This window comes from Kribbella capetownensis (genome assembly GCF_004331485.1).
Lineage (GTDB): Bacteria > Actinomycetota > Actinomycetes > Propionibacteriales > Kribbellaceae > Kribbella > Kribbella capetownensis.
This window is the reverse complement of record NZ_SJKD01000001.1, coordinates 187,939-210,322: the sequence shown is the minus strand read 5'-3', so window position 1 is coordinate 210,322 and position 22,384 is coordinate 187,939. Positions and strand designations below refer to the sequence as shown.

The window sequence follows — 22,384 nt, the reverse complement described above, 5'->3', positions numbered from 1 at the left end:
AGTGGGGCGGTCACTTCGGCTCTCCCTCGATCTGGTGGCGCATCCGCTCGGCATCAGGGTCGATCCGCCGGTCGGCCCAGCGGACGTAGATCATCGTGATCGCGAACGTCGACACGAACTGGCCGAGGCCGAACAGCAAGGCCACGTTGATGTTGCCGCCGACCTTGTGCGACATGAACCCGGGTGCGTAGGCGGCGAGCAGGACATAGAGGAAGTACCAGACCAGGAACAGGGCGGTCATCGGGAACACGAAGCGCCGGAACCGGCGACGCAGATCGGAGAAGTCCGGCGAGAGCTGGACGTCCCGGTACGTCGTCAGGTCCGGGTCACCCGCGGGGCGCGTATCGGACATCGCGGGACCTCCAGACGGTGATCAGGCCAGGCGGATGGGCCAGGCAGGGGGCTGCTGGTCCGTACTGTGGCCTTGGTCACTGCCGCCCGACAGCACCCACACGCATCGAGCGCTCAGTGGACCACACCAGTCGCCCGGTGGATCACTCCGCTGCGGCGAGCGGTAGGAATCCCACGACGAGCGGTCTCACCGAGACGGCAGGCCGCGGTCGACGTCGACGGCTTCGGGGGTGTGGAGGCGGACCATGCTGCGGGCGGCGCCGGCGGGGATCTTGTCCGGGGTCAGCTTCGACACCACGATGACGGTGATGAATGCGAGCGGCATCGTCCAGGCGGCGGGCTGACCGACCAGAGCCTTCGGCCAACCGCCGTCGGGGCCGCCGAGCACGTTGATCAACGCGGCCGCACTAGCGGCGACTCCACCGACGACCAGGCCGGCCGCGGCACCGGTCGTCGACATCCGGCGCCACCAGATCCCCAGCACCAGCAGGGGACAGAACGTCGAAGCGGCGACTGCGAACGCCAGGCCCACAGTGTCGGCCAGACTCAGCGAGCCGGTCACCAGGAACGCCAAGTAGGGAACGGTCATCGAGAGCACCGCAGCGATCCGGAAGCTGTTGACCGCCACGTAGTCCCCGCCCGTCCACCGATGCAGCCGGCTCCGGAACAGGTCCTGGTCGGTCACTCCGGCGATCGCGACCGTCAGTCCCGACGACGTCGACAGGAACGCCGCGAACGCCCCGGCCGCGACCAGTGCACCGAGCAAATCCCCTGCTGTACCAGGGAGAATCCGGTTCGGCAGCTCGAGTACGACGGTGTCCGCGCCCGCACTCACCAGGTCGGGCGCGAACGTCCGGCCGAGTACTGCGTACATCGGTGGGAACAGGTAGAAGAGTCCGAGCAGTGCAAGGACGACGACAGTCGTACGGCGGGCCGCCCGGCCGTCCGGGTTGGTGTAGAAGCGAACGAGCACATGCGGCAGGCCCATCGTTCCGAAACAAAGGGCCAGGAGCAACGAATACGTCGCGTAGAGCGGGTGGTCCCGGCCGCCCGCGCGGGACAGCGGCTCGGACCACTCGGAGGCCGCGCCCTGCAACGACTGCAGTACGCCGGCCGGGTGGTCACCGGAGCGCCACGCGATCAGGATGACGAAGATCGGCGTGGCCAGCGCGGTGAGCTTCAGCCAGTACTGGAAGGCCTGGACGAACGTGATCGAACGCATGCCGCCGGCGGCGACGTTGAACACCACGATCACCGCGACGACAGCGGCGCCGACGTCCGGCGGGGCGCCCGTGACGGTCTGGACGGTGAGGCCGGCGCCGTGCAACTGGGGCAGCAGGTACAGCGTGCCGATGCCGACGACCAGACCCGAGCAGATCCGGCGGACCACGGCTGATTCGAACCGGGTCTCGGCGAAGTCGGGCAACGTGTAGGCACCGCTTCGTCGCAGCGGCGCGGCGACCAGGACCAGCAGCATCAGGTAGCCGACGGTGTAGCCGACCGAGAACCACAGCATGTCCGCGCCGTTCACGAGCACGAGACCGGCGACACCGAGGAACGACGCTGCCGACAGGTACTCACCGCTGATCGCGGAAGCGTTCCAACGTGGCGTCACTGCGCGGCTCGCGACGTAGAAGTCGCTGGTGGTCCGTGAGATCCGCAGCCCGAACAGGCCGATCCCGATCGTTGCCAAGACCACCAATCCGATGGCAGTCAGACTCATCGCCGACGACAATTAGCGCCTCCCGACGAACTCGGTGAACTCGGCTTCGATCCGTTCGGCGTTGCGGACGTACACGCGGGCGGCGACGTACACAACCGGGTAGACCACGATGCCGAGGATGACCCAGGGCAGGGGCAGTCCGAGGACCGAGAGCGTGCGGGTCGCGGGGACGAGAGCGAACAGCAGCGGGATGCCGCCGAGGATGACCACGGCGCCGGCGATCACCGCGAGGGTGAGCCGGAGCTGGGACTGGATCAGCGAGTGCATGTAGATCTCGCCGAGCCGGGTCTGTTCGTCGATCTCCCGGGTGCCGGTGGGGATGACGGGTCGCCGGGTAGCAGTCCTGCGCGGGCTGGTGACCCGAACCCGTCGCGGACTGTCCGGCGTACTCATGTCAGCCGCGCAGCGAGGTCGAGCGAACCAGGAGGTCGCGGAGCTCGCGGGTGTGGCGGCGACTCACCGGGAGCCAGTCGTCGCCGACCCGGACCGCGCATCGTCCGCCATCGACGCGCATCTCGTCCACGTGCGCGAGGGCGACGAGCGTGCTGCGGTGGATGCGGGTGAACCCGGCGTCGCCCCAGCGTTCCTCCAGCGTGCTCAGCGGGATGCGGACCAAGTGCGAGTTCCGGCCGGTGTGCAGCCGGGCGTAGTCGCCTTGCGCCTCGACGTACCGGACCGTCGAGCGCTGGACGAAGCGGGTGACGCCGGCGAGCTCGACCGGGATCACCTCATCGTCGGTTTCGTCCGGCGTCTGCAGCGCCGCCGGCGCACCCGCGGTGACGACCCGGCGGACCGCCTCGGCCAGGCGCTCGGCCCGGACCGGTTTCATCACGTAGTCGGTGGCCTCGAGCTCGAAGGCCTCGACCGCGTGTTCGTCGTACGCCGTGACGAAGACGATCTGCGGGCGCGGTGGGCGGAACTTCGAGATGACGCTGGCCAGGTCGATCCCGTCCAGTCCGGGCATCTTGATGTCGCAGAACACCACGTCCAGGTCGGCCGCCTGCAGGATCTTCAGCGCGTCCGGCCCGTTCGACGCGGTCCGGATCTCGCCGATCCGGTCGTCCCGCTGCAGCAGATACACGAGTTCGGCCAGCGCGGGCTCCTCGTCGTCCGCGACCAGCGCGCGCAGGGCAGTCTCGGCCATGCCCTCACAGTAGTGCCAGGGAATCCGGAATTGGAGCCACCAGCCGGGCCGTCGCGGACGACAGGTGAGCTGGTCAGGACAGCATGTGGGGAGCGTGGTCGGGCTGGTGTTCCCAGCGGAGGCGGCCCGAGCCGAAGCCGGCCGCGTGTACGCCGTCGTGGCCGCTCGGCCGCCGGCAGTAGTAGTGCGGCGAATACAGGTCGCGGCACGAGTCCTGGTACGCCGTGTAGGCGAACTCGAGATCCAGTCGCTCGTCACTGCTCATGAAGGCGCTCTCGTCGTACCTGGCTTTCCTTCGCAGGATGACCCGGCCGGTGGGAACGACGGGAGCCGGACCCCTGCGCCCAGCCCCCGTCGCCCGCTCCTTACTTGATCAGTCCGTGCGGGTCGAGCACGTACTTGCGGGCCGCACCCTTGTCGAAGTCGGCGTAGCCCTGCGGTGCCTGGTCCAGCGGGATGACCGTGGCGTTCACGTTCCTCGCGATCTGCGTACGGTCGTGCAGGATCGCCTGCATCAGCTGGCGGTTGTACCGCATCACCGGACACTGTCCGGTCGTGAACGACAGCGACTTCGCCCAGCCCAGGCCCAGCCGGATCGACAGCGAGCCGGTCTTCGCGGCCTCGTCGGCCGCACCGGGATCACCGGTGACGTACAGGCCAGGAATGCCGACCGCACCACCGGCTGCGGTCACGTCCATCACCGTGTTCAGCACGGTGGCCGGGCGCTCGGACCGGGCGTCGGTGCCGTGGCCATGGGCCTCGAACCCGACGGCGTCGATCGCGCAGTCGACCTCCGGTACGCCGAGGATCCGCTCGATCTGGTCCTTCGGATCGCCTTCGGACACATCGATCGTCTCGCAGCCGAAGCTGCGGGCCTGCTCCAGCCGTTCCTTCTGCAGGTCGGCGACGATGACGACGGCCGCGCCGAGCAGGAACGCCGACGTGGCCGCGGCCAGGCCGACCGGCCCCGCGCCGGCGACATAGACGGCCGAACCGGTCCCAACCCCTGCCGTGACAGCGCCGTGGTAGCCGGTCGGGAAGATGTCCGACAGCATCGCCAGGTCGCGGATCTTCTCCAGCGCCCGGTCCTTGTCGGGGAACTTCAGCAGGTTCCAGTCGGCGTACGGCACCAGCGCGTACTCCGCCTGTCCGCCGACCCAGCCGCCCATGTCGACGTACCCGTACGCGGATCCGGGTCGATCCGGATTCACGTTCAGGCAGACGCCGGTCTTGCCCTCCTTGCAGTTGACGCACCGCCCGCAGGCGATGTTGAACGGGACGGACACCAGGTCGCCGACCTTGATGAACTCGACGTCACGGCCGACCTCGGCCACCTCGCCGGTGATCTCATGGCCGAGAGCGAGTCCCGGCGGTGCCGTGGTCCGGCCACGAACCATGTGCTGATCGCTGCCGCAGATGTTGCTGGCGACCACCTTGAGAATCGCCCCGTGCGGAATCTGCCGACCCACGTTGGCGGGGTTGACCCCTGGACCGTCCTTGAGCTCCAGACCCGGGTAGTCGATCGTCTCGACCGCCACGTCGCCTGGCCCCTTGTAAATCACTGCCCTGTTACCTGGCACGAGTAGTGCTCCTCTCCGTCCGGGCTCGACCAGCCCATCGGCACTCTTCGTGGGCCGCGATCGCCGCGTGCGGACAGCGATCCGGCCGTCGCCTGCCCCGTGCAGGTGAATCCACTCCGTGACGACGCTCGCGCAGACGCGCATTCCCAACGCCGTAAGGGGATTGCTGCCGACGCTAGTCCGCACCACTACTACCGTCAACGGGACAGTGGACTACGGCGTGGCATGTACTCCTGAGGAGTATTTGGGCACGCGGAACGTGACCTTGGTGCCGGCGTCGACCGCCGTTTCGACGACCAGGCCGTACGCGTCGCCGTACACCTGGCGGAGCCGGGCGTCGACGTTGCCGAGGCCGACCGAGTCGCTGCCGGACTCGCCGGACAGTGCGGCCCGGATCACCTCCGGGTCGCTTCCGGAGCCGTCGTCCTCGACGCTGATCTCGGCCTCGTTGATCCGGTCCCGGGCCCGGATCGTAATGTGCCCGACGCCGGTGGTGCCTTCCAGGCCATGGCGTACGGCGTTCTCCACCAGCGGCTGGACGACGAGGAACGGGATGACCACCGGCAGTACTTCGGGCGCGATCTGCAGCGACACCTTGAGCCGATCACCGAACCGCGCCTGCTCCAGCACCAGGTAGCGCTCCACGTTGCGCAGCTCGTCGGCCAGCGTGGTGAACTCGCCACCGCGCCGCAGCGCGTACCGGGAGAAGTCGGCGAACTCCAGCAGCAGTTCCCGAGCCCGTCCCGGGTCGGTCCGGACGAACGACGCGATCGCGGCCAGCGCGTTGTAGATGAAGTGCGGGCTGATCTGCGCCCGTAGTGCGCGCAGCTCGGCCTCGATCGCGCGGGTGCGTTCCTTGTTGAGCTCGGCCAGCTCCACCTGGCCGGACACCCAGCGGGCGACCTCCTCGGTGGCCCGGACCAGCGCGGCCGACGAGCGGATGCTGTAGGCGACCAGTACGGCGACCACTCGCTCCTCGGTGACGATCGGCGCGACCACCGCCGTACGGATTGGGCATTGCGGGTCGCTACAGGCCACGTCATGCGCGCCGAGGACCGCCGTACGTCCGGAGCGGAGTGTGGGAGCCGCGAGAGCCTTCGCATCGCCACGGTGGTTGCTCTCGTACGGTCCACCGACGCCGTCCCACGCCAGTACGCCGGAGGAGTCGCAGATCGCGATGGCCGCCGTACCGAGGAGGTCTCTGAGGTGGCGGCTCGCCTTGCCTGCCGCGGCGGGCGTCAGACCCTCGCGCAGGTGGGGAGAGGCCAGCGAGGCGGTATGCAGGGTCGCATACGTCGCCTTGTCAGCCGGAGTCCCGAAATGCTTCCGCCGCCGTGCGAACACGTGTCGACGGTAGCCGGTCAACCCTCCGCGCGGGGTCTGAACGCTTCGAGCGCCTCGGTGTCGGAGTAGTTGGTCAGCAGGTACTCCTCCACCCACTCCTGCCGGCCCGGGTACGTCGACTCCGTGGTGATGCGCTCCGCGGCCTTGACGGCGTCCAGGGGTGCGCGTCGGAGTTGTACGCCGTCCGGGGTCAGCAATGCCCAGCTCGGACCAGGAGCGCCGTACGGCATGCCGACACTGCCGGCGTTGACCACCAGACGCCGGTCCACCTGCCGAGCGAAGGGCATGTGGGTGTGGCCGCACACGACCGTCCTGATGTCCTCGGACAGGCCGGTGAAGACCTCGGCCCAGCGTGAGATCGGGCTGTCGACCAGCACCATCTCCTCGTCGTCCCGCGGCGTCGCGTGGCAGAACAGCACGTCCCCGATGGTCACGGTCGTCGGCAAGGGCGCCAGCAACTCCACCTGGTCCGGCCGCAACTCCTGCGCCGCCCACGGACTCACTGCATCCGGCGGTTCGCCAGTGAATTCAGACCGGGCCATCTCCACCAGCTCCCGGTCGGCGTTCCCCCGCACCCACACCACCCGGTCGCCCAGCGACGTCAGCAGGTCCAGAGTCTCGACCGGCTGCGGCCCACTGGCGATGTCCCCGGCCAGCACGATCGCATCGGCCGACCGTACGTCGTCCTCCGCCAGCACCGCCTCCAGAGCAGGCAACACCCCATGCACATCAGCCAGCACCGCAATGCGTTCCATCCCGCCAGTCTGCCGCCGAACCTCTTACCCCACAGGGATATCTGCTCTCGGCAGATCAGCTGCCGATCGCGAGCCGGCCCGTGGCAAGCGGGGTCGCCCTCTCGCACGCACCGGTCACTGTCGAGCAGCGGATGATCGAGGCCGGGCTATCCGGGCCGGTGTCGGCCAGCAACAACAGGTGCTGGTCGTCCTCGGCGACCGACTGCCGGAACGTCCCGGACCACTCGTGCAGCAGAGTGCCTGTTTTCGCATCGAGGGCCGAGGCGATGCCGTCGGCGTACCCGTCGCGGTAGAAGGGTGCTCCGATGGCGGTGGCGCCGTCCCGGGTGAAGCCCACGACCTGGTAGTCGCAGGTGCGCCACAGCCGCTTGCCGCCGTTCAGGGTAACCACGTTGGTGCAGCTGTTGTAGTCGGTGAGATTGACCAGCGAAGCGGCGAGCGAGCCGTCGTCGGACACGGCGGACGGCTTCGGCACCGACTTGACCACACTCGCCTTCGCGGCGCCCGGGACCCACTCGTAGAGGTTCCAGGCGAGCGCGCCCTCCGCGGTCTCACCCCGGAAGTAGACCTTGCCGTTCAGGTAGCCGAGCGGAACCGCGTCCCAGATGTCCGGTACGTCGAGCTTGCGGACCGACTCCTGCTCTGCGTAGACCACGGCGCCGGGCAGCGCCGCGCTCTGCTCCGACCGGCGGGTGGCGACGTACGCGGCGGCCAGGCCGTCCTCGGTGGTCACGATCCCGGTGACGTCCGGGGTCGTCCGGAGCACCTTCCCGCTGCTGTCGACGGTCAGCATCTCGGTGTCGGTGCCCTTCTGGACGACCGCCAGCACAGACTGGTGCAGGCGCGCGACCTCCAGGATGTCCGCCGAGCCCGGGACCTTCACGTCCTGGCCGGGGCCGCCGCGGACGGTGCGGCCGGCCAGGTAGGTGACCTGGGGCGCGCGGCCCTCGGGGAGCTTCGGCAGGTTGACCTTCGACTTGAGCGGTCCGCTCTTGGTCGGCGTCTTGGCCGGCGGCTTCGGGGTGGTGACGGCCGTGGCCGACGGGGTCACGGACGGCTTGGGCGTCGGCGTCGGGGTCGGCGTCGAGATGGGCGACGGGCTGCCGCTGAGGGGGGCTGCGTCGGCTTGGGCGGCTTGGGGGCCCTGGCGGTAGGCGAGGGCGGCGCCGATGGCGACCGCGGCGACCGCGATCGATGCGACCAGGGCCACCAGCCGGCCGTTCTTGTTCGGCATCAGCGGACTCCTAACACTCTCGCTCCCCGCCCTCATGATCCGAGGAGCAGGGGTTCCGGGGATATGGGTGTGGCCAGTTCGCAATCACCGGTGCTGACCGTGCAGCGGACCAGCGCCGAGCGGGACTGAGGCTCCTGCCGGTCGTGCCACTGGAGCAGGAGGTGGTCGTCGTCCTCCGCGACCGCTGCCCGCAGCGACGGTGCGGTCCACTCGCGGAGCAGCTTCCCGGTCCTGGCGTCCAGGACAGCGGTGCGCTTCTCGCCGTACGGCTCGCCGGTCCCGGGCGGCAGGCCGACGACGAAAGCATCACCCGGGCTGAACCGGTCCAGCCGGTACTGACAGGTGCGCCATCGCTGCAGCTGGCCGGCCACGTCCAGGACGGCCGTGCACTGCCCGCTGTCGGTGAAGATGGTCATCCCGGCAGCCAGACTGCCGTCGGCCGCGACGGACAGCGGTGACTTCACCTTGGACAGCTTCTGCACCGACATCTTCTCGGTGTCCCAGCGATACAGGTCCCAGGCACTGCCCGGCTCGGTGCCGCCACGGAAGTACACCTCATGGCCGACCACTGCCAGCACCGCGACGTCGGTCAGCTTGGGCTGCCGCAGTACGTCGGCCGGTCCGGTGTTGTGCTCCTGGAAGTACAGCGTGCCGCCGGACTGGTGGTCGGAGAACTGTCCGCCCGAGGCATAGGCGACGTACTTGCCGTCGGCACTGGTTACGAGGGAGTCGACGCTCCGGATCTCGTTCACGACCTTGCCGGTGTAGTCCTGGATCATCAGCAGGCTGCTGGTCGCGCTGGTGATCTGCACGGTCAGCGTGGTGTCCCAGAGCCGTGCTGCGGCAGCGATCTCGTACTCACCCGGCACTCGAACCGGTCTGCCCACTCCACCTAGGACTGCGCGGCCGCGGACATAGGTGAGCTGCGGATCCCGGCCAGTCGGCAACTTGGTCGCGTCAACGGCGACCTTGGTGGCAGCACGGGTCTTGGTAGCGGCGGAAGCCTTGGCGACGGTGGCAGACAAGGGAGCGGCGGCCGCGCCGGACTGGTCGCGTGGCCCCCGGGCAGCAGCCAGCAAGCCGCCACCGGCGACAGCAACCACCGCGATCGCGGCCGGCACCGCCACCAGCGACCGATTCCAGCTCGGCACCCGTCCCGTATCCATCCCCGTTGTGACGCGTCAGAACATGCTTTTGTTCGCTCCGGCGAACCAGTCGCACGAGCGATCGAGCATAATGCGTGCATGGACCAGCCAGCGCGGATCGGCCGGTACGCCCTGGTCCGCCGGGTCGGTGCCGGTGGTTTCGCGACGGTTTGGCTGGCCCGGGACGAGCAACTGGACGCCGAGGTGGCGGTCAAGATCCTGTCCGACCTGTGGGTCGACGACGAGGACGTCCGCCGCCGGTTCCTGGCCGAGGGTCGCTTTCTGCGCAAGGTCGACTCGCTGTATGTCGTCGGCGTGCACGACATCGGGGAGGCCGAGGACGGACGCCCGTACATGGTCCTCACCTACGCCGACGGTGGGACGCTCGCGGACCGGATCAAGGCCGGATCGCTTGAGCTCGGCGAGGCGGTCCGCGTCATCACCGAGGTCGGTAAGGGCCTCAAGCACCTGCACACGCGCGGCGTTCTGCATCGCGACGTGAAGCCGGCCAACGTGCTGTTCCGCACCGAGCCGGGCGGCGACCGCGCGATGCTCGGCGACCTCGGTCTGGGTAAAGCGGTTCAGGACGTGTCCCAGCTGACCATGCCCGGCGGCACTCCGGCGTACGTCGCCCCGGAGCAGGTGCGCGGCGAGCGGCTGGACCACCGCGCGGACCTCTACTCGCTCGGGGCGGTCGCGTACGCCGCCTTCACCGGCCAAGCGCCCCATGGTGTGGCCAGCCTCGGTGCGGTGATGCAGATCGACTCACCGCCGCCGTCGATGACGACGCTGCGCGAGGATGTCTCCGACGCGATCGACGTCGTTGTACGTCGTGCACTAGAGCCGGACCGGGACAAGCGGTGGCCGGATCTGGACAGCTTCCTCAACGCGTTGCGGGAGGCCCACACCACTGGCAAGGTCCCAGTCGGCCTGGTGCCCGCGGCCGAGATGCCGACGCCGGTTCCCAAGGCGGGTGACGTCGACCAGGAGACCGCTCTGGTCACCGCCAACGAGCCGACCGTCGCAGTACCTGCGAAGCGCTCCAGCCGGTCCCGCGTGATCGCCACCGTGCTGGCCGTCGTGCTGGCAGCCGGCGGTGGGTACGGCGGCTACCGGTACGTCTTGAGCCGCCCGGTGAAGGTGGAAGCCAACGGTCTGTCGGTGGAGGTCCCACGCGAGTGGTCCCAGAAGGCGCAGGCAGACACTCAGTTGCTGGTCGCAACCGAGACTGCCGGATGGCAGACGGATACCAGCGTCGAAGGTGTCTACCTCGGACTGGTGGCCGCGTCGACGCTGCCCACGAGTGCGACGGCGCCCGAGGGCTGTACGTCGCCGACGCCGGAAACCACTGACACGACTGCCACCTTCCGATACAGCTGCAACAACGTGCCGACCGTTGTGGAGCAGTACCGGAAGGTGGACGCGTCGACTCTGCTCCGGGTCCAGGTCCGTGAGGACAACCCGAAGAAGCGTCAGGCCGTGCTGGACTCCGCGGAGTACAAGCCTTAGGGGACCAGGGACGTCAGCGACGAGATCGACGCCTTGTGCAGCCGGGGGATGACGTTGAGGGTCGCGGGATCGCCGGAGTACAGGTACGAGCCGGACTCGTAGACCAGGTAGGCCGTTCCGTTGTACTCGGTGATGCCCTCGGTCATGCTCGGCGCCCGGAAGCAGCTGAGGGCGGCCGCGTCCAGGTCCTTCTGGCCGCGCTTCACGACGTACAGGTTGCTGCGGTTCCCGCGCCCGTACGACGTGCTGTAGATGAAGTGGTTGGCGGTGACGGTCAGACCCTGCGTCTTGGTCGGCACCTCCCACGCGCCGGCCACTGTGGTCAGCGTGCCGTCGTCGGCGATCTTGTACTCGTACATGGTCCCGCGGCCGGTGTCGTTGAACGTCCCGGAGAACAGCGAGTCGCCGTAGCTGCCGATGAACGACGAACCTGCCACGTCCCGCGCGGTCCCTACCTGTGCGAGGTACGGCGTACCCGCGGCCTTCATGGCGTCGCGCAGCGAGGTCAGGCTGTACTTGCGGATGCTGCTGCCGGCGCCGGATACGAACGCCCAGCCCTTGCTGACGGTGATGCCGCCGACGTGCGACTCGGCGATGGCGACCACACCGACGGTGGATCCGGTGGCCGGGTCGATGCCATAGAGCTGTGAGTCGGCGCCGGCGCGGTACGAGCCGACCAACAGCAGGTTCTTGCCGGAGCCGTCCCAGTTGTACCAAGTGCCCGCGCCCTGTGGGGTGTAGGTGCTCAGGTTGGGGATGCTCGCGCTGTTGCTGAACCGGGCGTCGTACTTCTTCGACGCGGACGGGCCGTCGTAGAAGGTGGCGCCGCCGGTGGTGGCGGTGTCGCAGGTGATCGCGGCACTGGCGGGCAGCGCCGCGGTGAGTGCGGCCGCGGACGTGACGACGGCGGTCAGGATGGCGAGGGGGCGACGGGCCATGAGTGAAGTCCTCTTCGGTCGGGCGGAAACCTACGAGGGCACCAGAGTATGCCGACAATCAGTAACAAGACCAGGGTATTCCGGGCGGCGAGTGCACGAACGGAGGCCGTACGGTAGGCGCATGACCGATCTGTCCGCGGCGATCGACCGCGTTCTGCCCAGTGTCCGTGCCGACCTCGAGGACCTCATCCGGATCCCGTCGGTCAGCTACGAACCCGCCCGCGCGGCCGACGTCCAGCGCTCCGCCGAGGCGACCGCGGCGCTGTTCGAGGCCGAGGGGTTCACGGTGAAGATCGTCCGGGCCGGCGACGGCGCGCCCGCGGTGATCGCGAAGAAGGCCGCGCCGGCCGGCAAACCGACCGTGCTGCTGTACGCGCACCACGACGTCCAGCCGACCGGACCGGTCGACCAGTGGACCTCGGACCCGTTCGTGCCGACCGAGCGCGGCGACCGGCTGTACGGCCGGGGTGCGGCCGACGACAAGGCCGGCATCGCCGCGCACCTGGCCGCCGTACGGGCCTTCGGCAACGATCTGCCGGTGGGCGTGACCGTGTTCGTCGAGGGCGAGGAGGAGATCGGCTCGCCGACCCTGCTGCAGTTGCTGGACGAGTACTCCGAGGACCTCGCCGCCGACGCGATCGTGATCGCCGACTCGGGCAACTGGGATGTCGGGCGGCCGGCGCTGACCGTGTCGCTGCGCGGCCTGGTCGAGGCGTACGTCGAGGTGCGGACGCTCGACCACGCGGTTCACTCGGGGTTGTTCGGTGGGCCGATCCCGGACGCGCTGTCGACGCTGTGCCGGTTGCTCGCCACCCTGCACGACGACAAGGGTGACGTCGCCGTGGACGGGCTGCACGCTTCGCGGGCGGCGGATGTGGACTACCCCGAAGCGCGGCTGCGGGCTGAGTCGAGTGTGCTGGATTCCGTCCGGTTGACCGGTTCGGGTTCGCTTGTCGACCGCCTGTGGACCCGGCCGTCGATCGCCGTACTCGGGATCGACGCGCCGTCCGTGGCAGAGGCGAGCAACACGCTGGTGCCGGTCGCGCGGGCCAAGGTGAGCCTGCGGGTCGCGCCGGGCGACGACGCGATCAAGGCGAGCGCGGCGCTGAAGGAGCACCTCGAGAACCACGCGCCGTGGGGTGCACAGGTCACCGTCACCGAGGGCCAGACCGGCCAGCCCTGCAGCGTGAACGCGCGCGGCGCCGGGTACGAAGCGGCCCGGTCCGCCTTCCAGACCGCGTGGGGTGTCGAGCCGATCGACATGGGGATGGGCGGTTCGATTCCGTTCATCGCGGAGTTCCAGCAGACCTTCCCGGAGGCCTCGATTCTGGTCACCGGCGTGGAGGATCCGGACACCCGCGCCCACGGGATCGACGAGGGCCTGCACCTCGCCGAGTTCACCAAGGTGTGTCTCGCCGAGGCACTGCTTCTTCAGAACCTGGCCGGGAACGCCTGAAATCATGGGACAACAACCTGACCACGACCTGGGGACCGGGCTTTCCGGCGACCCAGTGTTTGGCATAGGTTTCGGCGAGTGAAGATCGCAGTCGTACGGGAGACCAGACCGGCGGAGCGCCGGGTCGCGCTGGTGCCGGAACAAGTCGCGAAACTCATCGAGCTCGGCTACGAGGTGGCGGTCGAGCCGGCCGCCGGCGAACGGGCCCTGTACTCCGACGACCAGTACCGCGACGCCGGTGCCGAGGTCGCCTGGGGCGCCGACCACGCGGCCACCATCGTGACGTCGGTCCAGCCGTTGGAGCGGGAACGCCTGCAGCGGCTGCACGCCGGTACGGCGCTGATGTCGTTCCTGCCGACGAATCCACCGGATGTGGTCCGCACCGCAACCACGGCGAAGCTCACGGCGTTCGCGATGGAGCTGGTCCCGCGGATCTCGCGGGCCCAGTCGATGGACGCCCTGTCCTCCCAGGCGCTGGTCGCCGGGTACCGCGCCGCGATCGTGGCGGCCGAGCGGCTGCCACGCTTCTTCCCGCTGAACATGACCGCGGCGGGGACCGTGCCGCCGGCCCAGGTCCTGGTCCTCGGCGCCGGCGTCGCCGGCCTGCAGGCCATCGCGACCGCCAAGCGGCTCGGCGCCGTCGTCAGGGCGTACGACGTCCGGACCGCGGCCGCCGAGGAGATCGCCTCGATGGGCGCGCAGCCGATCGAGCTCGAGCTCGGCACCCTGGACGGCCCCGGCGGGTACGCCCGCGAGATGACGCCGGAACGGGCCCAGCTCCAGCGTGAGCTGCTGACCCCGTTCGTCGCCGCCGCGGACGCCCTGATCACGACCGCCGCCGTCCCCGGGCGGACCGCGCCGATCCTGGTGTCGCGAGCGATGGTCGAGCAGATGAAGCCCGGCTCCGTCGTCGTCGACCTGGCCTCCGAGCAGGGCGGCAACGTCGAGGGCTCGGTGGCCGGCACCGAGCTCACCATCGGCAACGCGCTGGTCTGGGGCGGCGCGAACGTCGCCAGCCAGATGGCCGGACCGGCCAGCCGGCTCTACGGTCAGAACATCGCGAACCTGATCCGCCTGATGACCCGGAACGCCTCGTTCGATCCGGACTTCAACGACGAGATCGTCCGCGGCTGCTGCGTCACCCACGACGGCAGCGTGCTCCACGAGCCGACCCGCGAGCTCCTGAAAGGACAGGCCCCGTGACCGAGTCCATCGCGCTGCTGACGATCTTCGTACTGGCGGCGTTCGTCGGCGTCGAGGTGATCAGCAAGGTCTCCTCGACCCTGCACACCCCGCTGATGTCCGGCGCGAACGCCATCCACGGCGTCATCCTGGTCGGCGCCATCATCGTCACCGGGCAGGCCGACTCCGCGATCGTGGTGGTCGTCGGACTGCTGGCCGTCGTACTGGCGACAGTCAACATGGTCGGCGGGTTCGTGGTCACCGACCGGATGCTGCAGATGTTCAGAGGCCCGGGGGCACGCAAGAAGGAGCTGCGCAAGTGATCCCCACCTGGGCCCAGATCGGTTACCTGGTCGCCGCGGTCTGCTTCATCGTCGCGCTGAAGGCGCTGTCGTCGCCTCGCAGTGCCCGGGCCGGCAACCTGCTCGGTGCCGCCGGTGCGGTGCTCGCCGTCATCATCACCTTCGTCGCCTACAAGCCCGATCACCTGACGCCGATCCTGATCGCGCTGGCGGCCGGCACGGTCGTCGGCGTGGTCGGGTCGCGCCGGGTGCAGATGACGCACATGCCGCAGCTCGTTGCCCTGTTCAACGGTGTCGGTGGTGGCGCGGCCGCGCTGGTCGCGTTGATGGAGCTCGGCGAGGTCAGCGACGACGCGACGGTCGCCGCGATCGCGACCGCGTTCACCATCCTGGTCGGTGCGGTCAGCTTCTCCGGCTCGATCGTCACGTTCGCCAAACTGCAGGAATTGATGACCACGCGGCCGGTGACGTTCCCCGGTCTGCCGGTGCTCTTCATCGCCTCGATCATCGGCGGCATCGCGCTGGCCGGCTGGCTCGTCTCCGATCCGCGCGTGTGGGTCGGCGTACTGCTCTGCCTGGTCGGTCTCGCGGTCGGCGTGATGCTGGTCCTGCCTGTGGGCGGTGCCGACGTACCGATCGTCATCTCGCTGCTGAACGCCTTCACCGGTCTCACTGTGGCCGCGGGCGGTTACGTGCTCGGCAACACCCTGCTGCTGGTGGCCGGCACCCTGGTCGGCGCCGCCGGTACGTTGCTGACCAAGCTGATGGCCGATGCGATGGGCCGGTCCGTCTTCAACATCCTCTTCGGCGCCGTCCGCGGTGGTTCGACTCTGGGCGGCGGTACGGCGTCCGAGCGGCCGGTCATCTCCGGTGGCGCGGAGGACGTCGCGATCCTGCTCGGGTACGCGAACAAGGTCATCATCGTTCCCGGCTACGGCCTGGCCGTGGCGCAGGCGCAGCACACCCTGCGCGACCTGGTCGACGAGCTGCAGAGCCGCGGCGTGAAGGTCGACTACGCGATCCACCCGGTGGCCGGACGGATGCCTGGCCACATGAACGTGCTGCTGGCCGAGGCCCAGGTCCCGTACGACCAGTTGCGCGAGATGGACGACATCAACGCCGACTTCAAGTCGACGGACGTCGTCCTGGTGGTCGGCGCCAACGACGTCGTCAACCCGGCCGCCCGGAACACGCCGAGCGCGCCGATCTACGGCATGCCGATCCTGAACGCCGACGAGGCGCAGCGGGTGATCTTCCTCAAGCGCTCCATGCGCCCCGGATTCGCCGGCATCGAGAACGAACTCCTCTACGACCCCCGGACCACGCTGCTGTTCGGCGACGCCCGCGAATCCCTGACCAAGCTGCTGGCCGCGCTGAAGTCCGTCTGACCGGGAGCGGCTAGACCCAGCCGCGCTTCGCTGCCGCCACGCCGAGCTCGAAGCGGCTGGCGGCATTGAGGCGCTCCGACAGGGTCGCGGTGATGCGGCGGGCCGTCCGCAACGAGATGCCCAGCAGACGCGCGACCTGCTCGTCCTTCGCGCCGCCGGCGAGTAGCCGCAGTACCTCGGCCTCGTGCGGCGTCAGGGGCACGTTGTCCTCCCGGTCGTCCGCGTCGAAGAGCTCGGTGGCGCGGGCCCAGTAGGAGTCGAACAAGGCGAGCGCGACCGAGACCACGGCGGGGCTGCGGTGGATGACCGCGCCGACGGTCGGGTTCTCCGGGTCCATCGGCATGACCGCGATCTCCTGGTCGAAGATCAGCAGCCGCAGCGGCAGCGTGGGCGTCGCCCGGATCTCACCGCCGAGCTGGTGCATGGCCGCGGCGTAGTCCAGCGCCTGCTTGGACGACGTGATGCTCTGGAGATAGACGGTCCGCATCCGCAGCCCGCGCTCCAGCAACGGAACGTCCGGTGACTTGTCGAACGGGTGGGTGACGTCGTCGATGTGCGCGGGCACCAGGCCCCACAACGTGTCCTTGGCCTTCAGGCCCAGCTCTTCGATCCGCCGGGACGCGTTCGCCCGGCCGTTCAGAACCTCGACGTCCCCGCTGCTGCGGGCGGTCAGGAGCTCGTTGTACTGCTCGGCCAGCACCTCGGCCGAGGCTTCGGCTTCCTTGAGCTCGCCGAGCATCTTGTTCAACTCGGTCCGGCGGCGTTCGGCCAGGCCGGTCAGGCCGACCCGCGGGTGCACCGCGTGCTCACCGTCGGGGTTCGTCCAGGTCGGGACCAGCAGCTCGAGCTTGCGCAGCTTCTCCATCAGCTCGTGAACCTCGGTCACGGGCCTTTTTACTAGCGCGGCAATGTTCTCGGGCGTACTGTCTGGGTGGCTGAGAAGGGCGTGATAAACCGCGAAGGTGGCTTCATCAACACCCAGCGGTTCGAGCACGTCCTCCTCCTTCTCAGTCTTGTCGGAACCGACCATATACAGAGCGCGTCGACACAGAGCACTCCTCAGCCGGTTCCGGCTCATTTTCGAAGGGACAGATGTGTGATCAGGAAATTGCTCATTGTAGTTGGTGTCGCGGCGGTACTGATATTCGGTGGCGCCCCACTGACCGCGTCGGCGGTCAGCGGCAGCGAACCGGGCTGCATCCCGGTGCTCTGCTGGTGACCGTGGCTTTCCACTGAGTAGTCGTACGACGGGTTCCCTGTGCCCGGCCATTGGATCGGGCCAGGGCACCCCGTGACGTCCCGTAGACTGACGCCGTGGCTCGTGGCGATGGTCGGCTAACCCATGACCTTGACCCGCAGGACCTGGGACCGCAGGACGCATGTGGCGTCTTCGGGGTCTGGGCACCGGGGGAAGAGGTTGCCAAACTCACCTACTTCGGGCTCTACGCCTTGCAGCATCGAGGGCAGGAGTCGGCTGGCATCGCGGTCAGCAACGGAAGCCAGATTCTGGTCTACAAGGACATGGGTCTGGTCAGTCAGGCGTTCGACGAGGCGACTCTCGCGTCCCTGCGCGGACACATCGCGATCGGGCACTGCCGGTACTCGACGACCGGTTCCAGCGTCTGGGCCAACGCGCAGCCGACGTTCCGGTCGACCGCGACCGGCTCGATCGCGCTCGGGCACAACGGGAACCTGACCAACACCGGCGAGCTGGCCGAGAGCCTGAACGGCGGCGGCGGCCTCGATCTCGGCCTGGACGCCGACGTCGAGCACGCCAAGGCGAACGCGAAGCACGGCGCCTCCTCCGACACCGACATCCTCACCTCGATGCTCGCCGGGTACCCGGACCTGACCATCGAGGAGGCGGCCGCGAAGGTGCTGCCGAAGGTCAAGGGCGCCTACAGCCTGATCTTCATGGACGAGAACACCCTGTACGCCGCTCGCGACCCGCAGGGCATCCGCCCGCTGGTGCTGGGCCGGCTGGAGCGCGGCTGGGTGATCGCCAGCGAGACCGCGGCCCTCGACATCGTCGGTGCGTCGTTCATCCGCGAGGTGGAGCCGGGCGAGATCGTCGCGGTCGACGCCGACGGGCTGCGCTCGACCCGGTTCGCCGAGCCGGAGCCGAAGGGCTGCCTGTTCGAGTTCGTCTACCTGGCCCGCCCGGACACCCAGATCTCCGGCCGCCGGATCTACTCCACCCGCGTCGAGATCGGCCGCCGGCTGGCCGGTGAGCACCCGGCCGACGCCGACCTGGTCATCGCGACCCCGGAGTCCGGGACGCCCGGCGCGATCGGGTACGCCGAAGCCTCCGGCATCCCGTACGGATCGGGCCTGGTCAAGAACGCATACGTCGGCCGCACGTTCATCCAGCCCAGCCAGACCATCCGCCAACTGGGCATCCGGCTGAAGCTGAACCCGCTGCGTGAGGTGATCGAGGGCAAGCGGCTGGTCGTGGTCGACGACACGATCGTGCGCGGCAACACCCAGCGTGCGGTGATCCGGATGCTGCGTGAGGCCGGCGCCAAGGAGATCCACGTCCGGATCACGGCGCCGCCGGTGAAGTGGCCGTGCTTCTACGGCATCGACTTCGCCAGCCGCGCCGAACTGATCGCGAACGGGCTGAACACCGAGGAGATCTGCCGTTCGCTCGGCGCCGACTCGCTCGGCTACATCAGCCTGGACGGCCTGATCGCGGCGACCACGGTGCCGAAGGACAAGCTCTGCCGGGCCTGCTTCGACGGGGTCTACCCGGTCGCGCTGCCGGATCCGGAGCAGCTCGGCAAGCACCTGCTGGAGCTGCCGGTGTCCACCGACGTCGACGGCCTGGCCACGGTCTCCGGTGGCGCCGGTGCCGCCGACGCCCTGAGCCGTCCGTAGCCAGATCAGCCCGGCGTACGTCGTACCGCCGCAGTATCGAGGAGATGAACGTGAGCGAAGGCGCGAGCTACGCCGCTGCCGGAGTCGACATCGAGGCCGGTGACCGGGCCGTCGAGCTGATGAAGGAGTGGGTGGCGAAGGCGACCCGCCCGGAGGTGGTCGGCGGGCTCGGTGGGTTCGCCGGGCTGTTCGACGCCACCGCGCTGACGTCGTACCGGCGGCCGCTGCTGGCAACCTCGACGGACGGGATCGGGACCAAGGTCGCGATCGCGCAGAAGCTGGACAAGCACGACACGATCGGGTTCGACCTGGTCGGGATGGTCGTCGACGACCTGGTCGTGTGCGGCGCCGAGCCGCTGTTCATGACCGACTACATCTGCACCGGCAAGGTGGTCCCGGAGACGATCGCGCAGATCGTCAAGGGCATCGCCGAGGCGTGTGTGGAGGCCGGTACGGCGCTCGTCGGCGGCGAGACCGCGGAGCACCCGGGCCTGCTGGAGCCGGACGAGTACGACGTGGCCGGGGCATCGACCGGTGTGGTCGAGGCCGACGAGGTGCTCGGTGCGGACCGGGTCCGCGCGGGCGATGTGGTCGTGGCGATGGCGTCGTCGGGCCTGCACTCGAACGGGTACTCCCTCGTGCGCCACGTCTTCTTCAACCGCGCCCGCTGGACGCTGGACCGCGTGGTTCCCGAGCTGGGTACGACGCTGGGCGAGGTGCTGCTGACGCCGACCCGGGTGTACGCCAAGCACTGCCTCGAGCTGATCGCGGAGCTGAACGGCGACGTCGAGGGCGACGCGAAGCCGCTGCACGCGATGTCGCACATCACCGGCGGTGGCTTCGCGGCGAACCTGGCCCGGGTCATCCCCGAGGACCTCTCGGTCCGGATCGACCGGTCGACCTGGGCGCCGGCGCCGATCTTCGGCCTGGTCGGGCTGCTCGGCGACGTCGCGCTGCCCGAGCTGGAGAAGACGCTGAACATGGGTGCCGGCATGGTCGCCGTACTCGACCCGTCGTCCGCCGACGCCGCGATCGCCGAGCTGGCCGTCCGGGACATCCCGGCCTGGATCTGCGGTGAGGTTACCGCGGACGCCGGTGGCACGGTCGCCCTGGAAGGCACCTACGCCAAGTAAGCAAAGATAGCCCCTCACGCGGTGCCGGCCCAGTCGCCGCCCGCTCGAGCAACCGATTTCTGGGCAGGCTCGACTACTCCGGGTGGTGCTGGTGTGGTGGAACACGTCGGGCGCACGGTCAGCCTGCTCAGCACCCGAGGGCACTGAGCAGGTCAGCCGCGCTGTCGTTGCTTACCGACGGGGGTGGTATTCGTCGGCGTCGTAATCGTCGCCGTCGTTGTCGCCGTTCGCAGAACGGTCGCCACCCTGGTCACCGGACAGCTCTTTCTTGAGCTGGTCCAAGTCGGTGTCCCAGGTGCGGTACTTCAGGTCGCGAGCGACCTTCGTCTGCTTGGCCTTTGCACGGCCGCGCCCCATAGCGTCGACCCCCTCGCACAAGTCAACCGGGTACGCAGCGTGGCGCCCACGGATCAGTCGTCAGTAATCGTGGTTCTAGGTTACCCGGACCGGGGGATCGACACACGCACCGCCCCCTGGCTGAACCGCCGAAGAGGTCCGATCACCCCGTCGGCGGGGTGGGCCGGTCCCCTCAAACCGGCCCACCCCGCCTCGTCGGACCCTTGTTACTTGACCTCGCGACGTGAGCTTGCCCACAGTCCGACTATGGTTGGGAGAACGATCCAGATGCCGATCGCGGTCAGCGTCTCGGGCAGCATGCCGTGCAGGTTGCGGTCCGCGATCCGGCCGAAGGCGCCGAATACGTCCAGCCAGTTCGCGTTGTCCTTGAACAGCGCCGGCCCGGCCAGCGACCAGGCGGTCGGGGCGATGAAGTAGACCAGAATCGCGACCGCGGTCTGAGCGATCACGGCGCCGAAGGCGGCAGCCATCACCACGTTGAGCGCGTTGGTCAGGTACGACCCGGCCAGCGCCCCGCCGAGCCCGGAGTACGACGTACCGTCGCCGCCGACCGCGCCACCGAGTGCGGTGCCGGCCAGCGCCAGCAGGTTGGTCACGGTCAGTACGACGACGCTCATGATGAGCGCGGAGACGAACTTGGCGATCTGCACCCGGACCCGCCGGGGCGACAGCGTGAACGTGGTCAGCGCGGTGCGCTGGGTCCACTCGCTCGTCATCGCCATCACGCCGATGACCGGCAGCAACAGCATCACGCCGGTCGAGGCGGCCCCGAGGAAGCGGTCGGCGGTGGCCGGGCCGTCCGGCAGGTGGGTCAGCTCCCAGCCGATCGCGACCAGGGCCAGCGCCACGATCGCGGCGATCAGCAACTTGCCGCTGCGGGTGTTCACGGACTTGCGCAGTTCGATGCCGACGAGTTTCAGGAAGGACTGCCCGCGGACGGGCGGAAGACTGGTCGTCGCCTCGGCCCGGTGCTTCGCCGGGGTGGTGGGCGCGACGTCGGTAAGGGTGGTCATGGTCATGAGCTCCAGACTCGGTGCTTGATGCTGAACTCGCTTCGCTCGTTCAGTCGAAGTGGTCAGGCCGCTGCGGCGGTCGGGGTGGTCAGCTGGAAGAACAGGTCCTCCAGGCCGGCGCCGTCGCTCTGGCGCAGTTCGAGCAGGATCTGGCCGGCGGCCGCTGCGGCTCGGCCGACCTGCTCGGCGGTGGCGTCGACGCGCAGCGCGCCGTCGTGCAGCGGCTCCGGCCGCAGACCGGCCGCGGTCAGGGCCTCGTTCAGGCCGATCGGGTCGAGGCCGCGGACGAGCGTGCCGCTGCCGGCCAGCAGTTCCTCCAGCGAGCCGTTGGCAACGATCCGGCCGCCCCCGATCACGACCAGCCGGTCGACGGTCGCCTGCACCTCACCCAGCAGGTGGCTGGACAGGATCACCGTGCCGCCGCGGGACGCGAAGTCCTGGAGCAGTCCGCGCATCCACCGGATGCCCTCCGGGTCCATCCCGTTGGCGGGCTCGTCCAGGATCAGTACGGCGGGATCGCCCAGCAGCGCACTCGCGATGCCGAGCCGCTGCCGCATGCCGAGCGAGTACTGCCCGACCCGGCGCTTGGCGGCGTGGCTGAGGCCGACGGCCTCGAGCATCTCGTCCACACGAGTCTTCGGCACACCGAGCAGGCTGGCGTTGAGCAGGAGCGTCTCCCGTCCACTCCGGCCCGCGTGCTGCGCGGCGGCGTCCAGCATGACCCCGACGATCCGGCCCGGGTTCGGCAGGTCGGCGTACTTCTTGCCGTTGATGGTCGCGGTGCCGGAGGAGGGCGGGGTGAGCCCGGTCAGCATCCGGAGCGTGGTGGACTTGCCGGCGCCGTTCGGGCCGAGGAAGCCGGTGATGCTCCCGGGCTGGACGGTGAAGGACACGTCCTGGACGGCAGTGGTGCTGCCGTACCGCTTGGTCAGGTTCTCGACGGTGATCATGAC

General features: G+C 69.1%; 22 protein-coding genes. 7 read left to right on the top strand and 15 right to left on the bottom strand.

Going from position 1 to position 22,384, the window contains the following annotated elements:
- Positions 1-10 precede the first annotated feature (10 nt).
- The 10 genes from E0H75_RS01065 to E0H75_RS01020 form a co-directional block, all read right to left on the bottom strand.
- A complete protein-coding gene (locus tag E0H75_RS01065) occupies positions 11-352 on the bottom strand; it encodes a DUF485 domain-containing protein (protein ID WP_131511152.1) in 342 nt (113 codons plus the stop codon).
- A 186-nt stretch (positions 353-538) separates the two neighbouring features.
- Positions 539-2,074: a sodium/solute symporter gene (locus tag E0H75_RS01060; RefSeq protein ID WP_202872790.1), complete on the bottom strand. Its 1,536-nt coding sequence runs from the start codon at positions 2,072-2,074 to the stop codon at positions 539-541.
- Between the two features lie 12 nt (positions 2,075-2,086).
- Positions 2,087-2,467, bottom strand: a complete 381-nt coding sequence (locus tag E0H75_RS01055) for a hypothetical protein (protein WP_131511150.1) — start codon at positions 2,465-2,467, stop codon at positions 2,087-2,089.
- 1 nt (position 2,468) lies between these two features.
- A complete protein-coding gene (locus tag E0H75_RS01050; protein ID WP_131511149.1) occupies positions 2,469-3,218 on the bottom strand; it encodes a LytR/AlgR family response regulator transcription factor in 750 nt (249 codons plus the stop codon).
- 73 nt (positions 3,219-3,291) lie between these two features.
- Positions 3,292-3,483, bottom strand: a complete 192-nt coding sequence (locus E0H75_RS01045; RefSeq protein ID WP_131361538.1) for a hypothetical protein — start codon at positions 3,481-3,483, stop codon at positions 3,292-3,294.
- A gap of 100 nt (positions 3,484-3,583) precedes the next feature.
- Entirely contained in the window at positions 3,584-4,780 is a 1,197-nt protein-coding gene (gene fdhA, locus E0H75_RS01040; protein WP_272948865.1) for a formaldehyde dehydrogenase, glutathione-independent, read from the bottom strand.
- 231 nt (positions 4,781-5,011) lie between these two features.
- Positions 5,012-6,142, bottom strand: a complete 1,131-nt coding sequence (locus E0H75_RS01035; protein WP_131511147.1) for a histidine kinase — start codon at positions 6,140-6,142, stop codon at positions 5,012-5,014.
- Between the two features lie 17 nt (positions 6,143-6,159).
- Positions 6,160-6,897 carry a metallophosphoesterase family protein gene (locus tag E0H75_RS01030; protein WP_131511146.1) on the bottom strand — a complete coding sequence of 246 codons (738 nt, stop codon included), beginning with the start codon at positions 6,895-6,897 and terminating at the stop codon, positions 6,160-6,162.
- 55 nt (positions 6,898-6,952) lie between these two features.
- Positions 6,953-8,131 (bottom strand): hypothetical protein, encoded by a 1,179-nt coding sequence (locus E0H75_RS42840; RefSeq protein ID WP_165553355.1) that lies wholly within the window; start codon positions 8,129-8,131, stop codon positions 6,953-6,955.
- Positions 8,132-8,163: 32 nt separating this feature from the next.
- Positions 8,164-9,282, bottom strand: coding sequence for a hypothetical protein (locus E0H75_RS01020; RefSeq protein ID WP_131511145.1), 1,119 nt, complete (start codon positions 9,280-9,282; stop codon positions 8,164-8,166).
- A 93-nt stretch (positions 9,283-9,375) separates the two neighbouring features.
- On the opposite strand from E0H75_RS01020, the gene E0H75_RS01015 reads away from it, so the two are divergent.
- A complete protein-coding gene (locus tag E0H75_RS01015) occupies positions 9,376-10,785 on the top strand; it encodes a serine/threonine-protein kinase (RefSeq protein ID WP_131511144.1) in 1,410 nt (469 codons plus the stop codon).
- On the opposite strand, the gene E0H75_RS01010 is transcribed toward E0H75_RS01015, so the two are convergent.
- Entirely contained in the window at positions 10,782-11,723 is a 942-nt protein-coding gene (locus tag E0H75_RS01010; RefSeq protein ID WP_131511143.1) for a hypothetical protein, read from the bottom strand. The two genes, E0H75_RS01015 and E0H75_RS01010, sit on opposite strands and share 4 nt — an antisense overlap.
- A 121-nt stretch (positions 11,724-11,844) precedes the next feature.
- On the opposite strand from E0H75_RS01010, the gene E0H75_RS01005 reads away from it, so the two are divergent.
- From E0H75_RS01005 to E0H75_RS00990, 4 genes are all read left to right on the top strand, one after another.
- Positions 11,845-13,179, top strand: a complete 1,335-nt coding sequence (locus E0H75_RS01005) for a dipeptidase (protein WP_131511142.1) — start codon at positions 11,845-11,847, stop codon at positions 13,177-13,179.
- Positions 13,180-13,257: 78 nt separating this feature from the next.
- Positions 13,258-14,382 (top strand): NAD(P) transhydrogenase subunit alpha, encoded by a 1,125-nt coding sequence (locus E0H75_RS01000; RefSeq protein WP_131511141.1) that lies wholly within the window; start codon positions 13,258-13,260, stop codon positions 14,380-14,382.
- Entirely contained in the window at positions 14,379-14,684 is a 306-nt protein-coding gene (locus E0H75_RS00995) for an NAD(P) transhydrogenase subunit alpha part 2 (protein WP_131511140.1), read from the top strand. Before E0H75_RS01000 ends, E0H75_RS00995 begins: the two co-directional genes overlap by 4 nt.
- Entirely contained in the window at positions 14,681-16,051 is a 1,371-nt protein-coding gene (locus tag E0H75_RS00990) for an NAD(P)(+) transhydrogenase (Re/Si-specific) subunit beta (RefSeq protein ID WP_131511139.1), read from the top strand. The genes E0H75_RS00995 and E0H75_RS00990 overlap by 4 nt, the downstream gene beginning before the upstream one ends.
- A 10-nt stretch (positions 16,052-16,061) precedes the next feature.
- Here the strand turns inward: E0H75_RS00990 and E0H75_RS00985 are convergent, their stop codons facing one another.
- On the bottom strand, positions 16,062-16,937 hold the full coding sequence (locus tag E0H75_RS00985; RefSeq protein ID WP_238162746.1) for a helix-turn-helix transcriptional regulator: 876 nt from the start codon (positions 16,935-16,937) through the stop codon (positions 16,062-16,064).
- 428 nt (positions 16,938-17,365) lie between these two features.
- On the opposite strand from E0H75_RS00985, the gene purF reads away from it, so the two are divergent.
- Positions 17,366-18,928: an amidophosphoribosyltransferase gene (gene purF, locus E0H75_RS00980; protein ID WP_131511137.1), complete on the top strand. Its 1,563-nt coding sequence runs from the start codon at positions 17,366-17,368 to the stop codon at positions 18,926-18,928.
- A gap of 44 nt (positions 18,929-18,972) precedes the next feature.
- Positions 18,973-20,061, top strand: coding sequence for a phosphoribosylformylglycinamidine cyclo-ligase (gene purM / locus E0H75_RS00975; protein WP_131511136.1), 1,089 nt, complete (start codon positions 18,973-18,975; stop codon positions 20,059-20,061).
- 171 nt (positions 20,062-20,232) lie between these two features.
- Here the strand turns inward: purM and E0H75_RS00970 are convergent, their stop codons facing one another.
- The 3 genes from E0H75_RS00970 to E0H75_RS00960 all read right to left on the bottom strand — a co-directional run bounded on the left by E0H75_RS00970 (position 20,233) and on the right by E0H75_RS00960 (position 22,381).
- Positions 20,233-20,418, bottom strand: coding sequence for a DUF3073 domain-containing protein (locus E0H75_RS00970; protein ID WP_131361552.1), 186 nt, complete (start codon positions 20,416-20,418; stop codon positions 20,233-20,235).
- A gap of 206 nt (positions 20,419-20,624) precedes the next feature.
- Positions 20,625-21,437, bottom strand: coding sequence for an ABC transporter permease (locus E0H75_RS00965; RefSeq protein WP_131511135.1), 813 nt, complete (start codon positions 21,435-21,437; stop codon positions 20,625-20,627).
- Positions 21,438-21,493: 56 nt separating this feature from the next.
- Positions 21,494-22,381: an ABC transporter ATP-binding protein gene (locus E0H75_RS00960; RefSeq protein ID WP_131511134.1), complete on the bottom strand. Its 888-nt coding sequence runs from the start codon at positions 22,379-22,381 to the stop codon at positions 21,494-21,496.
- Between the last annotated feature and the right edge of the window lie 3 nt (positions 22,382-22,384).

Excerpts from the sequence above, each read along its gene's own strand:
- E0H75_RS01065 (WP_131511152.1), bottom strand. The coding sequence starts at position 352 with ATGTCCGATACGCGCCCCGCGGGTGACCCGGACCTGACGACGTACCGG.
- E0H75_RS01060 (WP_202872790.1), bottom strand. The coding sequence starts at position 2,074 with ATGAGTCTGACTGCCATCGGATTGGTGGTCTTGGCAACGATCGGGATC.
- E0H75_RS01055 (WP_131511150.1), bottom strand. The coding sequence starts at position 2,467 with ATGAGTACGCCGGACAGTCCGCGACGGGTTCGGGTCACCAGCCCGCGC.
- E0H75_RS01050 (WP_131511149.1), bottom strand. The coding sequence starts at position 3,218 with ATGGCCGAGACTGCCCTGCGCGCGCTGGTCGCGGACGACGAGGAGCCC.
- E0H75_RS01045 (WP_131361538.1), bottom strand. The coding sequence starts at position 3,483 with ATGAGCAGTGACGAGCGACTGGATCTCGAGTTCGCCTACACGGCGTAC.
- E0H75_RS01030 (WP_131511146.1), bottom strand. The coding sequence starts at position 6,897 with ATGGAACGCATTGCGGTGCTGGCTGATGTGCATGGGGTGTTGCCTGCT.
- E0H75_RS42840 (WP_165553355.1), bottom strand. The coding sequence starts at position 8,131 with ATGCCGAACAAGAACGGCCGGCTGGTGGCCCTGGTCGCATCGATCGCG.
- E0H75_RS01015 (WP_131511144.1), top strand. The coding sequence starts at position 9,376 with ATGGACCAGCCAGCGCGGATCGGCCGGTACGCCCTGGTCCGCCGGGTC.
- E0H75_RS01010 (WP_131511143.1), bottom strand. The coding sequence starts at position 11,723 with ATGGCCCGTCGCCCCCTCGCCATCCTGACCGCCGTCGTCACGTCCGCG.
- E0H75_RS01005 (WP_131511142.1), top strand. The coding sequence starts at position 11,845 with ATGACCGATCTGTCCGCGGCGATCGACCGCGTTCTGCCCAGTGTCCGT.
- purM (WP_131511136.1), top strand. The coding sequence starts at position 18,973 with ATGAACGTGAGCGAAGGCGCGAGCTACGCCGCTGCCGGAGTCGACATC.
- E0H75_RS00970 (WP_131361552.1), bottom strand. The coding sequence starts at position 20,418 with ATGGGGCGCGGCCGTGCAAAGGCCAAGCAGACGAAGGTCGCTCGCGAC.
- E0H75_RS00965 (WP_131511135.1), bottom strand. The coding sequence starts at position 21,437 with ATGACCATGACCACCCTTACCGACGTCGCGCCCACCACCCCGGCGAAG.
- E0H75_RS00960 (WP_131511134.1), bottom strand. The coding sequence starts at position 22,381 with ATGATCACCGTCGAGAACCTGACCAAGCGGTACGGCAGCACCACTGCC.